Raw genomic sequence first — 13,564 nt, forward strand, 5'->3', positions numbered from 1 at the left:
AGCGTAGCGGCCGAGGCTCCGCAGCCACACCCTGCTGTGCCTGTCCGCCCCCGACCCGGCGACATGGCCCGCCACCTGAACCTGTCCACGCTGGGCGAGCTGTGCGTGCTGCTGACGGCCGACGGCCTGCGCCCGCTGCTGCGCGACTTCTTCGCCGACAGCGGCGGCACCCTGCCCGCGCTGTGCGAAGCACTGGGCGAGCAAGCGCCGGCCCGCATCCGCCAGCATGCCCACGCGATCAAGGGTGCTGCCGAACTGGTCGGCCAGGCCGGCATCGCCGAACTGGCCCGTGAGATCGAACACCAGGCCGACGCGCTGGCCGAGCAGCCGGACCAGGCCGAGCGCATGGCCGAACGCTTGAGCGAGCGCTGGGCGCGCTGCCAGGCGCTTTGCGAGTGCCTGGGCTTCCTGTGAGTTAGACCACCACCGGCTCAATCTCCAGCCGGATGCCGAAGCGGCCGTATACGCTCTCTTGAATCGCCCGCGCCAGCGTCTGCACCTCGGAGCCGATGGCGCCGCCGCGGTTCACCAGCACCAGCGCCTGCTTCTCGTAGACCCCCGCATGGCCCACCGTCTTGCCCTTCCAGCCGCAGGCGTCGATCAGCCAGCCGGCCGCCAGCTTGAAGCCGCCGCCGTCCATCGGGTAGTGCACCACATGCGGGTCGCGGGCGATGATGTCGCGACACTGCTCGGCCGTGACCAGCGGGTTCTTGAAGAAGCTGCCGACGTTGCCGATCACCGCCGGGTCCGGCAGCTTGGCGCGGCGGATCGCGCAGACCCAGTCGAAGAGGGTGCGGGCATCGGGCGCGTGGTTGCCGGTCTCGGCCATCTTGCGCTCCAGGTCCAGGTAGCCCAGCACCGGCTGCCAGTGCCTGGGCAGGCGAAAGCGCACCCGGGTGATCAGGCTCTTGCCGGCCAGGGCCTGCTTGAAGATGCTGTCGCGGTAGCCGAACTTGCATTGCGAAGCGTCCAGCCGCACGCTGCGGCCGGTCACCAGGTCCACCGCGTCCAGCGAGTCGAAGCGGTCCTGCAGCTCCAGCCCGTAGGCGCCAATGTTCTGCACCGGCGCCGCGCCCACGGTGCCGGGGATCAGCGCCATGTTCTCCAGCCCGGGCAGGCCGTGGTCCAGCGTCCACGCGACCAGGTCGTGCCAGGACTCGCCGCCGCCGGCTTCGACGATGAAGGCGTCCGCCGTTTCGCTCGCCACGCGCATGCCCTTGACCTCGACCTTCAGCACCAGCTCAGGCATGTCCCGGGTCAGGATCACGTTGCTGCCGCCGCCCAGCACGAACTTGGGCGCGCCGCCCAGGCCCGGCAGCTCCAGCAGCCGGCGCACGTCGGCGTCTGCGGTGATGCGCACCAGCCGGCCGGCCACCGCGGGCAGGCCAAAGGTGTTATAGGACTTCAGGCTCACGCCCGCTTCGATTTGCATGGCAGAATTTTCTGCTATTCCCCGTTCTCCTTTGCCCTTGCAGGCCAAACAGCGCCTGCTATTTCCGAAAGTTTCCTGCCATGCCCAGCTTTGACGTCGCCCTCGAACCCGACATGGTCAAGATCAACAACGGCGTCAGCACCGCCATCAAGGAAATCGGCACCCGCTTCGATTTCAAGGGCACCAGTGCCAGCGTCGAGCTCAAGGAGAAGGAAAAGGAGATCCACCTGGTCGGCGACAGCGACTTCCAGATCGACCAGATCAACGAGGTGCTCGTCAGCAAGCTGACCAAGCAGGGCGTGACGATCAACTTCATCGACAAGGGCGAGAAGCTGGAAAAGCTTGGCGGCGACAAGCTGCGCCGCGTCGACAAGATCAAGGACGGCATCGAGTCCGAGCTGGCCAAGAAGATCACCGGCGCGATCAAGAACAGCAAGCTCAAGGTCCAGGCCAGCATCCAGGGCAACGAAGTGCGCGTCACCGGCAAGAACCGCGACGACCTGCAACAGGCCATCGCGCTGCTCAAGAAAGAGTTTCCCGAGCAGCCGCTGACGCACAAGAACTTCCGCGACTGACGCTCGCGCGCTGGCCTGCAGCACCGCCGGGAGGCGGCTAGCCGCAGTCTCACGCATTCATCCACGACGCCCCGCCCTCGCGGGGCGTCGTGCCATCTGCGTGGCACCGGGCCCCCTGCGGGTCTGACCGCGCATCATTCCCAGGGAGCCACCACCATGCAAGAGACGGACACACACCCCGCGCTGCACACGCTCGTCGAGTTGCACCTGCTCAACGCCACCGAACGCCAGCAGGCCCTCGCCCACCCTGAGCTGGCATCGCTGCCGTCTGACCTGGTGCCAGCGGAGTTGCTGCGCTGGCTGATCTACCGAAAGATCACTTCGGAAGAGACGCTCTCCCCCACGCGGGCACTGCTTGCCGCGGAGCTGACCGACGCGCAGCGAACACTGCGCCGCCAGATCGCCGCCGACACCGCTGAGGCATTGCGACAGTGGGAGCGCCAGCGTACGCAGCAGTCCCTGCTCACGCTGCGCGACCTGCAGATCCTCAGCTTGGACCAACATGCCAAGGCTCAGGCTGCCGCTGAAGGCCAGCCCCCTCTGGCCTCGCCAGCCCTCGCGCTGCTGTGGATCTCGGCCGAAGCCTTGCTTTCACCCGAGGAAATAGCCGCCGTGAAGGCGCGCGTGGCGACCCTACCGGGTGGACCAGCGGGCGATGAAGCGCGCGCCGTGCTGGCCGAGCACGACGCATTGGCGGGCGAAGTCAACCGGGTGATGCGCAAGGCAGCGCTGCGCCAAATCTTCCCGGGTGGACCCTGGCTGTGGCTGGCCGGCTTCGTGCTGGTGACAGGCGCTGCAGCCTGGAGCATCTTTGCGCCGACCCCTGTGCCGGGCTGCGCGGACAAGAACACGCTGGCATCCCTGAACAGCATGTTCTTCCGCACCACCATCGACGCCCGCAGCAGCAACCCGATGGCGGCCTTGCGCGGCGAATCCCCCGGGCTGCCGCAGCTGAAAAATCCGCAGGAGGTGGGTTTCGCCAAGGCCCACCAGATCCGTGGCTGCGTGGCACAGCTGGCCATCCAGGGCGAGGAGATTCCCTATGCGTACACCATTGCCCGCGGGCAGCCGCAGGGCGCGAACACGGATGACAGCGACAAGGAGAAGACCGAGGGCTTCCACATCGTCGGCGCCGAGCCGCGCATCGTGCAGGCCCGTTTTTCGCACCTGACCTCGGACGGTGACTTCGCCCAGCAAGCCGCGCCCATTGGCCGCACGGCGTTGGAAGCTGCCTTCCGCGACGGCGTAGCCACCCTGCATCGGCCCTCATCGGCCCTGACTGCAACACTCGCACGGCAGCTTGCGCTCAAGTCCGGCGGCACCCAGTTGTCCACACTCTCGGCCGACCGTCAGCGCGAGATTGCGGAAATCGAACCCCTTGCCCCCTGCCGGCCCGAAGCCGATGGCCAGCGCCAGCGCTGCCGCCTGCTGATCGAGCGCAACGACGAATTGATGGGCATGCTGGGCATGGGCAGCGGCACGGTGTTGGAGGGCGAGTTCAGCTTCGAGCGCGTCCGACCGGACGCCCCCTGGACGGTCACTGAACAGCTCGCCGAAGAATTCAGTCAGGCCCTGGTCCAGGGACGCATGGATTCGCTGAGAAGTGATGCCAGCGGTGCGCCACCCCCTCCGCAGGCCTCCCAGGCTGGCGTGCCTTGATCCTGGCAACCAGGAATTCCTGGCGCCTGCTGCTCCCTGCGGACAAATTCCCCCGAAAATCCAGGGCAACGAGTTGCGTCACCGGCAAAAACCGCGATGACCTGCAGGCTGCCATTGCCCAGCTGAAGCAGGACTTGAACGACCAGCCGCTACGGCAAGAGAACCTCTTGGATCGAGCATTGGCAGGCAAATGCCGGCCCGGCTCACTGGCCGCCCGAAGGCTTTCGGCTTGTTCCCAATCCCTTGGCCGCGAAGGCCAGGGCAGCCAGTTCACGCTTGCTGGCTCTGAGCAATTCGATCTCGGATGAGGTCAAACGACGCGGTGCGGGCGAGGTACCGAGCTTCTGATTCAGTAAGCGCGTCGAAGCCGTGAGCGAATCGTTCGATCCACCACTCTTCCAGCTGTCGTCCATGTTTGGCTCTCAGTTCCTGTAAGCGTGACTGTGTCGGGCTGAGTTTGGCGGAATGGGGCTTGCCGGTCAAACAGACAGCCGCCAAGACCCGACCGCCCTGGGTTTCGATGTGTCCGCGCAGATTGGCCAGCGTGCCGCCCATGCCGACGAAGTCGTCCACCATCACGTAGTCACAGCCGGCCTGCACAGTGCCGGCGAACTCCGCCTGTCGGGCCAGGCGAGAAAAGCCGTCCGCGCCGGTGTGAGCCACCACGTTGACCTGCAGCACCGAGGGATCTACCGGCCAACCCAGGGTCTTGCTGAGTTCATCGGCAAAGATCTCGGGGATGGCATTCACGCCTTCCTGCTCATAGGCGTGGGCGCTCACCAAAATAGGCTTGCGAGCCCCCATCAAAGCTTGCAGGGCCGCGTTCTGGCCGAGGTTCATCGTGTCCGCCACGAGCGCCATCGCAGCATCGCCATGGCCCGATTTGGCAGCCTTGTAGGCAGGGTGCTGCTTGACCGCCGATTCATTTGCATGAATCAACACGTCGGGGAAATCACCCCATGGCACCCTGGGTGGTTGGGCAGCAAGGCTGGACACCAGGGCATTGTGTCATTCGGCATGTTGGCAATACCAGTTGAGACGGTGCTCAAGCGCTCAGCTCGGCCCGGTCCCGCCCGCTTTTCTGGTGGGTTAGGGCGCAGCATCCGGGCGGCCACCAGGAGCGCGAAGAGGAATTTGAAGACGCTGGAGGGGACGGAACCCCGCCAAACATGAGCCCCGCCAACACGTGAAAACCCCATGGCCCGCTTGTCGCTGGGGGGACAGGATGAAGGCGAACGATCGTGCTAAAAATCGGAGAGATCGGAGACAAGCCTCATGGACCTCAATTTCACGCCGGACGAACTGGCTTTCCGCCAGCAGATCCACGACTGGGTGGCCGAGCACCTGCCCAAGGAGATCAGCAGCAAGGTGCACCAGGCCCAGCGCCTGAGTCGCGATGACCTGCAACGCTGGGCCAAGATCCTGGGCGCGCAGGGCTGGCTGGGCTACGGCTGGCCCAAGCAGTTTGGCGGGCCGGGCTGGAACGCGGTGCAGAAGCACCTGTTCGAGGAAGAGTGCGCGCTGGCCGGCGCGCCGCGCATCATCCCGTTTGGGCCGGTGATGGTGGCGCCGGTCATCATGGCCTTCGGCAGTGCCGAGCAGCAGCAGCGCTTCCTGCCGGGCATTGCCTCCGGCGAGGTCTGGTGGAGCCAGGGTTACAGCGAGCCGGGCTCGGGCTCGGACCTGGCCTCGGTGAAGACACGCGCCGAACGGCAAGGCGACAAGTACATCGTCAACGGCCAGAAGACCTGGACCACGCTGGGCCAGTTCGGCGACTGGATCTTCTGCCTCGTGCGCACCGACACTTCCGGCAAGCCGCAGACCGGCATCAGCTTCCTGCTGATCGACATGAAGAGCCCCGGCGTGACCGTGCGGCCCATCATCATGCTGGACGGCGAACACGAGGTGAACGAGGTCTTCTTCGACAACGTCGAGGTGCCGGCCGAGAACCTGATCGGCGAAGAGAACAAGGGCTGGACCTACGCCAAGCACCTGCTGGCCCACGAGCGCACCAACATCGCGGACGTGAACCGCGCCAAGCGCGAGCTGGAGCGCTTGAAGCGCATCGCCAAGTCGCAGGGCGTGTACGACGACACCCGCTTCCGCGACCAGATCGCGCTGCTGGAGGTGGACATCGTGGCGCTGGAGATGATGGTGCTGCGCGTGCTGTCCGCAGAGAAGAGCGGCAAGCAGAGCCTGGACGTAGCGGGTCTCTTGAAGATCCGCGGCAGCGAGATTCAGCAACGTTATGCCGAGCTGATGATGCTGGCAGGCGGCCCGCTGAGCGTGCCGTTCATCCACGAGGCCATGGAAGCCGGCTGGCAGGGCGACCAGGCGCTGGGCGGGCTGTGGCCTGGCAACGCCGGCGAGTGCGCGCCGCTTTCAAGTACCTATTTCAACCTGCGCAAGACCACCATCTACGGCGGCAGCAACGAAGTGCAACGCAACATCGTCAGCCAGACCGTGCTGGGCGCCTGAGGAAACAACATGGACTTCGATTTCTCCGACGACCAAGTCTCGCTGCGCGACGCGGTGGCCCGCTGGGTCGACAAGGGTTTCGCCTTCGAGCGCCGGCACCAGCTGGCCAAGGCTGGTGGCGCCACCCGCGCGGTCTATGCCGAGCTGGCCGAGCTGGGCCTGGCCGGCCTCACCATTCCTGAGGCTCATGGCGGCCTGGGCTTCGGCGCTGTCGAGGCCATGGTGGTGATGGAAGAACTCGGCCGCGGCCTGGTCAACGCCCCGGTCGCCCAGGGCGCGCTGATCGCCCCTGCCCTGCTGGCCGACGCGCCCGAGCCGCTGCAGGCCGAGTGGCTGCCGAAGATGGCCAGCGCCGAAGCGCTGGTCGTGCTGGCGCACCAGGAGGCCGGCGCGCGCTACAAGCTGCGCCACGTCACGACGCGCGCCCACCAAGCCGGCGAGGGCTGGACCCTGGAAGGCGTGAAAAGCGTGGTGCCGGCCGGCGACGAGGCCGATGCCTTCATTGTCCCGGCCCGCATCTCGGGCGACGTGGACAGCGAAGCCGGCATTGCGCTGTTCCTGGTCGAGCGCGGCGCGGCAGGTGTCACCGTCAAGGGCTACCCCACGCAGGACGGCGCCCGCGCCGCCGAGCTGACGCTGGTCCAAGCTCCTGCCGCGCTGGTCGCTGAAGAAGGCTTTGCAGCGCTGCAGCAAGGCGTGGACATCGGCATTGCCGCGCTGTGCGCCGAAGGCGTCGGCCTGATGGACAAGCTGACCGCGATCACGGTGGAGTACATGAACACGCGCAAGCAGTTCGGCGTGACGCTGACGCACTTCCAGGCGCTGCGCCACCGCATCGCCGATGTGAAGATGCAGCTCGAACTGGCCCGCTCGATGAGCTACTACGCCACGCTGAAGCTGGGCGAAGCGGCCCCGGCCCGCCGCCGCGCGCTCAGCCAGGCCAAGGTACAGCTGAACCAGTCGGCCCGCTTTGTCGGCCAGCAGTGCATCCAGCTGCACGGCGGCATTGGCGTGACCGACGAATACCTGGCCAGCCACTACTTCAAGCGGCTGACGATGATGGAGATGCAGTTTGGCGACACGCTGCATCACCTCGGCGAAGTCTCGGATCGCATGCAGGACACCGCTGGCGTCTTCGCCTAGAGGCACACCGGCCACGGGGAGGCGCGCCACGCGGTCGCGCGACCCGCTCGGCGAGTGGACTCACGTATCCGCGTGGCCGGGTGCCCCATTGTCCCGGCTGGGGGACAATCGCGCCCCATGAAACTCAGCCAGATCCTGTTTTCCCAAGGCTTCGGCACCCGGCGCGTCTGCGCTGGCATGGTCTACGCCGGGCTGGTGCAGCTGGACGGGCGAGAGCTGGACGACCCGGATGAAGACCTGCCAACCGAAGGCCTGGTGCTGACGGTCGAAGGCCAGCGCTGGCCCTACCACGCCAAGGCGCTGGTGCTGCTGCACAAGCCCGCCGGCTACGAGTGCTCGCGCAAGCCCAAGCACCATCCCAGCGTGATGACGCTGCTGCCGGCGCCACTGCGCCAGCGCGAGGTCCAGCCCATCGGCCGGCTAGACGAAGACACCACCGGCCTGCTGCTGCTGACCGACGACGGCACGCTGATCCACCGCCTCACCTCGCCCAAACACCACGTGCCCAAGGTCTACGAGGTGGGTTGCAAGCATCCCGTCGACGCCAGCCAGGTCGAACGCCTGCTGGCTGGCGTGGTGCTGGATGACGACCCTGCCCCCGTGCGCGCCGCCGCCTGCGAGGCCGTCAGCGAAACCCACCTGCGGCTCACGTTGACCGAAGGCAAGTACCACCAGGTCAAGCGCATGCTGGCTGCGGTGGGCAACCGGGTCGAGACGCTGCACCGCAGTTCGTTTGGCCCGCTGCACATCCCCGGGACCCTGGCGGCCGGCCAATGGTGCTGGATCGACGGCTGGTCGCTGACCGAACTGGGCCGGCCGCACCAGGACCTGCCGGCACAGGCCGGATAATCGTTTTCCTCATGAGAGTCTTCCGCGGCCACATTCCTCCGTCTGCCCAGGGCCCGCAAGGCTGCGCGCTGACCATCGGCAACTTCGACGGCGTGCACCGGGGCCACCAGGCCATGCTGGCGCTGCTCAACAACGAAGCGAAGCACCGGGGCTTGCGCAGCTGCGTGATGACCTTCGAACCCCACCCGCGCGACTGGTTTGCCCAACAGGCCGGCAAGCCCGAACTGGCCCCGCTGCGCATTGCCACGCTGCGCGACAAGCTGCAGGAACTGGAGCGCTGCGGCGTGGACGACGTGGTGCTGATGCGCTTCGACCGCCGCCTTGCCAGCCAGACGCCTCAGGACTTCATCGAGCAGGTGCTGGTCCAGCAGCTGAACGCCCGCTACGTGCTGGTGGGCGACGATTTCCGCTTCGGCGCCAAGCGCGCCGGCGACTACGCGATGCTGGACAACGCCGGTAACGCGCTGGGCTTCGACGTGGCCCGCATGCTCAGCTACGAAGTGCACGGCATGCGGGTGTCCAGCTCGGCCGTGCGCGAGGCCTTGTCCGAAGGCGCGATGGAGCGCGCCGCCGCGCTGCTGGGCCGGCCCTACAGCATCAGCGGCCATGTGGTGCACGGCCGCAAGCTCGGCCGCGACCTGGGCTTTCGCACCCTGAACCTGCGCTTCCCGTCGCACCGCCCCGCAGCCCAAGGCATCTTCGTCGTGCGCGTGCACGGCCTGGGCGCCCAGCCGCTGCCCGGCGTGGCCAGCCTGGGCGTGCGCCCCACCATTGAAGACGCCGGCCGCGTGCTGCTCGAAGTCCACTGCCTGGACTGGCCCGCCGACGTCGCCATCGAAGGCGGCTACGCCCGCATCCTGCAGGTCGACCTGATGCACAAGCTGCACGACGAACGCAAGTACGAGTCGCTGGACGCGCTGCGGGCGGGCATTGAGCAGGACGTCGTCGACGCGAAGGCCTACTGGAAGATCTGAAAAAGCGCCAGGCCCTGGCTGGGGCCGGCGCCTGACGCGGCTACTTCACGCCGGCGTTGATGGCCTGGGCGTACTTCGCGGTTTTCCCGGTGCCGACGAGGTCGTCATACAGCCAGAGGCCGCCGCCCACGATGCCGCATTCGGTGTGCCAGCTTTGCATCTGGCGGCCCACTTGCCGCGGGCTGTCGTCGGCGTCCCACAGGAACGGGAAGACGGGCACGTCGCCGAAGTCCCAGCCCTCGCAGGGGCTGTTGCCGGTGCCGCCTGCATACGCTTGCAGGTGCACGCCGTCCACGGTGCCGGGCAGTTGCTTGTTGATCTTCGCGGCGACCTGCGTCCAGTACGAGGCGTTGAAGTAAGGGTCGGGCACCACATGGAAGCCCAGCTTGCCCAGCATGACGCCGAACTTCACCGTGCTGGCCAGATCGAAGCTGTTTTCGTCGTCGAAATCGATGGCGTCGATCGCCGGGATCGCGGTCTTGAGGGCTGCGAAGGTCTTGTAGAGGATGCTGTCGGGGCCGGTGCCCTGGCTCTGCACGAGCGCGGCGATGTCCTGCCAGTCCCCGAAGTTGGACGAGCCGATGCTGAAGGTCACGCGCTTGACCTTGCCCTGCTTGAGCCGGGCCATGTCGGACGCAAAGTCAGGGTAGGTCTGGTCGCCGATATAGACACCCTCGGAAGTCAGCGGGAACTCGCCGTTCAGGTTGAGGTCGCCATTGGGTTTGACCTCCACACTCCAGACGATGATCTCGGTGAAGCCGGAGTTCGCCAGCTCGGTGATGTTCTGGGAGGCGCCCTTGGAGGTGATGTACAGCGGGCCGCCGCCGAAGATGCCCGAGTAGCCCTGAGGCGCGGATGCCGCAGAGGCGACGCCCGGCAACCAGCTTGACAAGAACGCCGATGCCAACAATGGGGCAAGCGCACGGGAGAATTTCATCAAAGACTCCTGATCGGACAATGGTCAAGGCGCCGATGCTATCTGCATGCTTGCAGGCCGACCAGCTACCCAAATGGGTATGCGCGTGTAGACAGTTCAGGCAAGGCGAGGGCCAGCCTCAGACGCCCCTCGCCCCCGGCAACTGGATGCTGACCCGCAGGCCACCGCCTTCGCGGTTGGCCAGCGTGATGCGGCCGCCGCGGGCTTCGGCGATTTCGCGGGCCAGCGCTAGGCCCAGGCCGGTGCCGGCGCGCTTGGAGTAGGACGGCAAGGCGTGGGAGAGGACGGTATCGCTTCGGTTGCACTTGTGGACATCTTCCCTTCCCATCATCCTCACATCTTACCGGTCGGCAAGGGGCACTTCCTGAAACCCCGCGCGCAGACCTGAAGGCCACGCGAATCGAGGCCCGCCGTGTCCGAGGGGGCATATTTCGGTCCGCGGGTGACTGTTTGACCCATCGCCGCGTTCCGCGACGGGTCATTTGCCGCTCACGCGGTCAACGCGGACGCACAACTGCTCTTGACCAGCCACACCAGCCTGCGCGCGTTGTAAGCCGCGCACTGCAGCGTGATGGCCAGCGCGTTGCGCGCCAGGGTCATCGCCCGCACGCACTTGCCGCCTTGCTGCGCCAGGCTGGCGAAGACGTGCTCCACCCGTGCCCGGGTCTTGTTGATGGTCCGGTTGCGCTGGTTCAGCCGCGTCTTGGCTGTCTGGCCCGGCTTGGCTCGCCGCGCGATGCCGTCCTGCAGTCCTCGTGCCTTCAGCACCTGCCGGTTCGCTTGGCTGTCGTAGCCCCGGTCGGCCAGCAACTTGTCTCGCGTATTGGCCGGCTGGAGCACGTTGGGCAGTTGCTGGCCGTCGTCGGCGTTGGCCGCCGTGACCTTCAGCTCGCGGATGAGCTTGTAGCGTGCGTCTACGTTGCCATGCAGCTTGTAGCCGTAGAAGGCCTTGCCGTGCTTGATCGTCCAGCGCGCGTCGCGGTCCGTGTGGGCCAGTCGCTTGGCGCTCCAGCCTTCGGGGGCATCGCCCCGATTGAGCGTCTCGCGCTCCTTGGCGTTGGCTTGCGTGACGGGCGCCTGCACGATGCTGGCGTCCACCATCTGCCCGCCCCGCGGGATGAAGCCGTGCTGCTGCAGTTGCTGGCTCAGGGTCTCGGAGATGACCTTGCCGCCAAGCCCGCCCTGCGCCAGTCGCTGGCGGAACGTCCACAGTGTGCGCGCGTCCGGGATGTGCAACGCGCCGTCGAGCCGGCAAAAGCGCTGGAAGCTCAGCCGGTCGAGCACCTGATGCTCGCATTGCTCGTCCGAGAGGTTGTACAGCCCCTGCAGGAACACCATCCGCACCAGCACCTCGGTGGCATAGGGCGGGCGGCCGCCCTTGGCACGATCAGCTCGGGGGCAGGCCGTGTCCACCGCCGCCGCCATCGAGGAGAAGTCGATCAGCGCGTCCATCGCCGCCAGCGTCTGCACATAGCCTTCGAGCTTGGCCTTGCGATGGCGCAACAGGAACATGTCGTTGGGGGCTTCCTCAGGCAAGAAGCCCGAGGGCTTGATGCGCGGCGTGATCATGTCGGCATCTTGCCGCAGCCTCAGCTGGTCAGAGCCATCGGTGGACGGTTTCTAGAACCGCCCCAAGGTGTCGGATTTAAGAACTAAACCGCCTTACTTATTGGCATCAACCTTTGTCTTACTAGTCCCGGCATTGCCCGAAGCGTCAAAAGCCTTATAATATAAAGTGTACACTCGATCTTTTGCCTGCTTCAGATATATTACACTGGCTTCAGATCCAATGACAGCATCATAATCTTTCGCAGAAATACCCTGATTAGACTCAATTTTATTAAGTTGAACCTCCGGATAAGGATCGATGTTATCAGCAAGAGCATGACTCACAGAAACCTTCAACCAACCTGGGCGGTCCGCAGCTGGCGCATAACTCGCCGTAGTTGAAATTGTGGGCGCGGTCACATCCGAAGTCTTCACCTCAACCACAGGATTACTTGTATATTTGTAGGAGTCAAATCCTACCACCATAGCAGTACTCACAAGTGGCGCAAAAACTTTCGGCGTGTACACGACAAAAGTTTGACTCTGTCCTTTGGCAATTCCCAAAGAGCGATCAGTAGAAGATGAAACCTGCCATGAAACTGCTTTTTTTGCATTTCCCTCTTCCACCCTCAACACGGCACCATCCCAGCTTTGAGGAGTGACGATATTTTCCGTGGCGATCAACATCTCCTTATCAACGAGCAACTGCTGAGAGGATATAGCATCAGAATCCGATCCCAGCTCCAGAGTTCGGACGAGCGGAGCGTTAACATTAGTTATTGTATAGGAATATTTCGCTCTCTTCACGCCGTCCGTCCCGATCTCGTGGCGCGCGTCTACAGTTAACTTTATGCCGTATTGTGACGGCGCATCATAAGCAGTTGCAACTTGCATGGCGGAGGCTGAAGCCAACAACGCGATGGATTTAAGCATCTCTAGACCTGGAGTAATGAGTGTGAAATGAACGCGGTCGGTTGTAGGCCACGGCCGAACAAGGCCGCAGCTTTGTGCAAGTTGGTCGATATTGGAAATATCCCCCCAACCGGCATCAAATGCCGTCCCGCTAGAATGATTAGACTTTTTGCCCACAATAAAATTTAGGCCATGATGCATCTTTTCCGGATGCACAGAATCGTAGTAGGGCACCGGCCTGCATTCCTCGACGTGCTCCTGCAAAACTAGCTTAGTTAGAAGCTTATCTTTTGAATATACTTCTTACAAATGATCTTGATACGCTTGGGGTCTGTATGCCGACGTAACCACAAGTTGACCGCCTGCGGCGCTAGCGGCAGCTCGCAGGCATGCGAGAGCTGCCTTAGTGGCATCGGTAAGGTTGTCTTCCTGAACGGTCGCACCGTTTTCAAACGCTATTGCATCGGCATCACTGATCGGTTTTAGCGGATCGACTTCGCATTTGGCTTTGCAATAACTATCGATTACGTCTGGTGAGCCGGTGCAGATCGCCGTACTAAGATCTACGGGCGATTGAGCAGCTTTAGACACACAATCGGGCTCCTTTGGAACCGCTTTTCCCCGGCGAAAAACTGGATAGCAAGTCTCCTCAACATCGCCCGAATATGCTGACGAAAAATATCCAGCTAATACAGCGAAAGCGATAGTGGACGAAATGACGCTTCTTTTCAAGATGACTCCCTGAGGTCGTGTAGGCAGCAATTACGCTACCAATGAGGAGATGCATGCCCCAATCCCCCTCATGCGGGACTTACTACACAACTGCAACCCAGGCGTTTCCACATTCGCGGCACGCTCAGCCGGCCCTCGCCCCCGGCAACTGGATGCTGACCCGCAGGCCACCGCCTTCGCGGTTGGCCAGCGTGATGCGGCCGCCGTGGGCTTCGGCGATTTCGCGGGCCAGCGCCAGGCCCAGGCCGGTGCCGGCGCGCTTGGTGGAATAGAACGGCAGCAAGGCTTGCGACAGCACGGTGTCGCTCATGCCTGGGCCACGGTC

General features: G+C 64.5%; 15 protein-coding genes. 8 read left to right on the plus strand and 7 right to left on the minus strand.

All coding sequences use genetic code 11. From position 1 onward, the window contains the following. Positions 1 to 63: 63 nt before the first annotated feature. Positions 64 to 414, plus strand: coding sequence for an Hpt domain-containing protein (locus FKP22_RS07625; RefSeq protein WP_141286741.1), 351 nt, complete (start codon positions 64 to 66; stop codon positions 412 to 414). Between the two features lies 1 nt (position 415). Here FKP22_RS07625 and murB read toward each other — a convergent pair whose 3' ends face one another. Next, positions 416 to 1,432 carry a UDP-N-acetylmuramate dehydrogenase gene (gene murB / locus FKP22_RS07630; RefSeq protein ID WP_141286743.1) on the minus strand — a complete coding sequence of 339 codons (1,017 nt, stop codon included), beginning with the start codon at positions 1,430 to 1,432 and terminating at the stop codon, positions 416 to 418. Between the two features lie 80 nt (positions 1,433 to 1,512). Between murB and FKP22_RS07635 the strand changes: the two genes are divergently transcribed. The 3 genes from FKP22_RS07635 to FKP22_RS07645 all read left to right on the plus strand — a co-directional run bounded on the left by FKP22_RS07635 (position 1,513) and on the right by FKP22_RS07645 (position 3,974). Beyond that, entirely contained in the window at positions 1,513 to 2,007 is a 495-nt protein-coding gene (locus FKP22_RS07635) for a YajQ family cyclic di-GMP-binding protein (RefSeq protein ID WP_141286745.1), read from the plus strand. A 156-nt stretch (positions 2,008 to 2,163) separates the two neighbouring features. Further along, positions 2,164 to 3,666 (plus strand): hypothetical protein, encoded by a 1,503-nt coding sequence (locus FKP22_RS07640; protein ID WP_141286747.1) that lies wholly within the window; start codon positions 2,164 to 2,166, stop codon positions 3,664 to 3,666. Beyond that, positions 3,663 to 3,974 carry a DUF520 family protein gene (locus FKP22_RS07645; protein ID WP_141286749.1) on the plus strand — a complete coding sequence of 104 codons (312 nt, stop codon included), beginning with the start codon at positions 3,663 to 3,665 and terminating at the stop codon, positions 3,972 to 3,974. The genes FKP22_RS07640 and FKP22_RS07645 overlap by 4 nt, the downstream gene beginning before the upstream one ends. Here the strand turns inward: FKP22_RS07645 and FKP22_RS07650 are convergent. Next, the gene (locus tag FKP22_RS07650; protein ID WP_141286751.1) at positions 3,937 to 4,662 is read right to left on the minus strand and encodes a phosphoribosyltransferase; all 726 of its coding nucleotides are present in this window, start codon (positions 4,660 to 4,662) and stop codon (positions 3,937 to 3,939) included. The two genes, FKP22_RS07645 and FKP22_RS07650, sit on opposite strands and share 38 nt — an antisense overlap. A gap of 279 nt (positions 4,663 to 4,941) precedes the next feature. On the opposite strand from FKP22_RS07650, the gene FKP22_RS07655 reads away from it, so the two are divergent. From FKP22_RS07655 to FKP22_RS07670, 4 genes are all read left to right on the plus strand, one after another. Then, positions 4,942 to 6,144, plus strand: a complete 1,203-nt coding sequence (locus tag FKP22_RS07655) for an acyl-CoA dehydrogenase family protein (RefSeq protein WP_141286753.1) — start codon at positions 4,942 to 4,944, stop codon at positions 6,142 to 6,144. Positions 6,145 to 6,153: 9 nt separating this feature from the next. Further along, positions 6,154 to 7,287, plus strand: coding sequence for an acyl-CoA dehydrogenase family protein (locus tag FKP22_RS07660; RefSeq protein ID WP_141286754.1), 1,134 nt, complete (start codon positions 6,154 to 6,156; stop codon positions 7,285 to 7,287). Between the two features lie 117 nt (positions 7,288 to 7,404). Continuing rightward, positions 7,405 to 8,136 carry a pseudouridine synthase gene (locus FKP22_RS07665; RefSeq protein ID WP_141286756.1) on the plus strand — a complete coding sequence of 244 codons (732 nt, stop codon included), beginning with the start codon at positions 7,405 to 7,407 and terminating at the stop codon, positions 8,134 to 8,136. A gap of 11 nt (positions 8,137 to 8,147) precedes the next feature. Continuing rightward, positions 8,148 to 9,110 carry a bifunctional riboflavin kinase/FAD synthetase gene (locus FKP22_RS07670; protein ID WP_141286758.1) on the plus strand — a complete coding sequence of 321 codons (963 nt, stop codon included), beginning with the start codon at positions 8,148 to 8,150 and terminating at the stop codon, positions 9,108 to 9,110. Between the two features lie 40 nt (positions 9,111 to 9,150). Here the strand turns inward: FKP22_RS07670 and FKP22_RS07675 are convergent, their stop codons facing one another. From FKP22_RS07675 to FKP22_RS07695, 5 genes are all read right to left on the minus strand, one after another. Next, complete coding sequence (locus tag FKP22_RS07675) at positions 9,151 to 10,047, minus strand: lysyl endopeptidase (protein WP_141286759.1); 897 nt, start codon at positions 10,045 to 10,047, stop codon at positions 9,151 to 9,153. A gap of 118 nt (positions 10,048 to 10,165) precedes the next feature. Next, positions 10,166 to 10,318 carry an ATP-binding protein gene (locus FKP22_RS07680; protein WP_231012745.1) on the minus strand — a complete coding sequence of 51 codons (153 nt, stop codon included), beginning with the start codon at positions 10,316 to 10,318 and terminating at the stop codon, positions 10,166 to 10,168. 218 nt (positions 10,319 to 10,536) lie between these two features. Further along, positions 10,537 to 11,616 (minus strand): IS5 family transposase, encoded by a 1,080-nt coding sequence (locus FKP22_RS07685; protein ID WP_141286760.1) that lies wholly within the window; start codon positions 11,614 to 11,616, stop codon positions 10,537 to 10,539. Between the two features lie 93 nt (positions 11,617 to 11,709). Then, on the minus strand, positions 11,710 to 12,741 hold the full coding sequence (locus FKP22_RS07690; RefSeq protein WP_141286761.1) for a hypothetical protein: 1,032 nt from the start codon (positions 12,739 to 12,741) through the stop codon (positions 11,710 to 11,712). A 622-nt stretch (positions 12,742 to 13,363) separates the two neighbouring features. Beyond that, a partial coding sequence (locus FKP22_RS07695; protein WP_141286762.1) for an ATP-binding protein occupies positions 13,364 to 13,564 on the minus strand: 201 nt, incomplete at its 5' end.

Origin of the sequence: Ideonella azotifigens (assembly GCF_006519715.1) — a bacterium.
Lineage (GTDB): Bacteria > Pseudomonadota > Gammaproteobacteria > Burkholderiales > Burkholderiaceae_C > Ideonella > Ideonella azotifigens.

What these genes read in the sequence shown, in the direction of transcription:
- FKP22_RS07675 (WP_141286759.1), bottom strand. Translation starts at nt 10,047, where the DNA reads ATGAAATTCTCCCGTGCGCTTGCCCCATTGTTGGCATCGGCGTTCTTG.
- FKP22_RS07635 (WP_141286745.1), top strand. Translation starts at nt 1,513, where the DNA reads ATGCCCAGCTTTGACGTCGCCCTCGAACCCGACATGGTCAAGATCAAC.
- FKP22_RS07670 (WP_141286758.1), top strand. Translation starts at nt 8,148, where the DNA reads ATGAGAGTCTTCCGCGGCCACATTCCTCCGTCTGCCCAGGGCCCGCAA.
- FKP22_RS07625 (WP_141286741.1), top strand. Translation starts at nt 64, where the DNA reads ATGGCCCGCCACCTGAACCTGTCCACGCTGGGCGAGCTGTGCGTGCTG.
- murB (WP_141286743.1), bottom strand. Translation starts at nt 1,432, where the DNA reads ATGCAAATCGAAGCGGGCGTGAGCCTGAAGTCCTATAACACCTTTGGC.
- FKP22_RS07640 (WP_141286747.1), top strand. Translation starts at nt 2,164, where the DNA reads ATGCAAGAGACGGACACACACCCCGCGCTGCACACGCTCGTCGAGTTG.
- FKP22_RS07660 (WP_141286754.1), top strand. Translation starts at nt 6,154, where the DNA reads ATGGACTTCGATTTCTCCGACGACCAAGTCTCGCTGCGCGACGCGGTG.
- FKP22_RS07665 (WP_141286756.1), top strand. Translation starts at nt 7,405, where the DNA reads ATGAAACTCAGCCAGATCCTGTTTTCCCAAGGCTTCGGCACCCGGCGC.
- FKP22_RS07655 (WP_141286753.1), top strand. Translation starts at nt 4,942, where the DNA reads ATGGACCTCAATTTCACGCCGGACGAACTGGCTTTCCGCCAGCAGATC.
- FKP22_RS07685 (WP_141286760.1), bottom strand. Translation starts at nt 11,616, where the DNA reads ATGATCACGCCGCGCATCAAGCCCTCGGGCTTCTTGCCTGAGGAAGCC.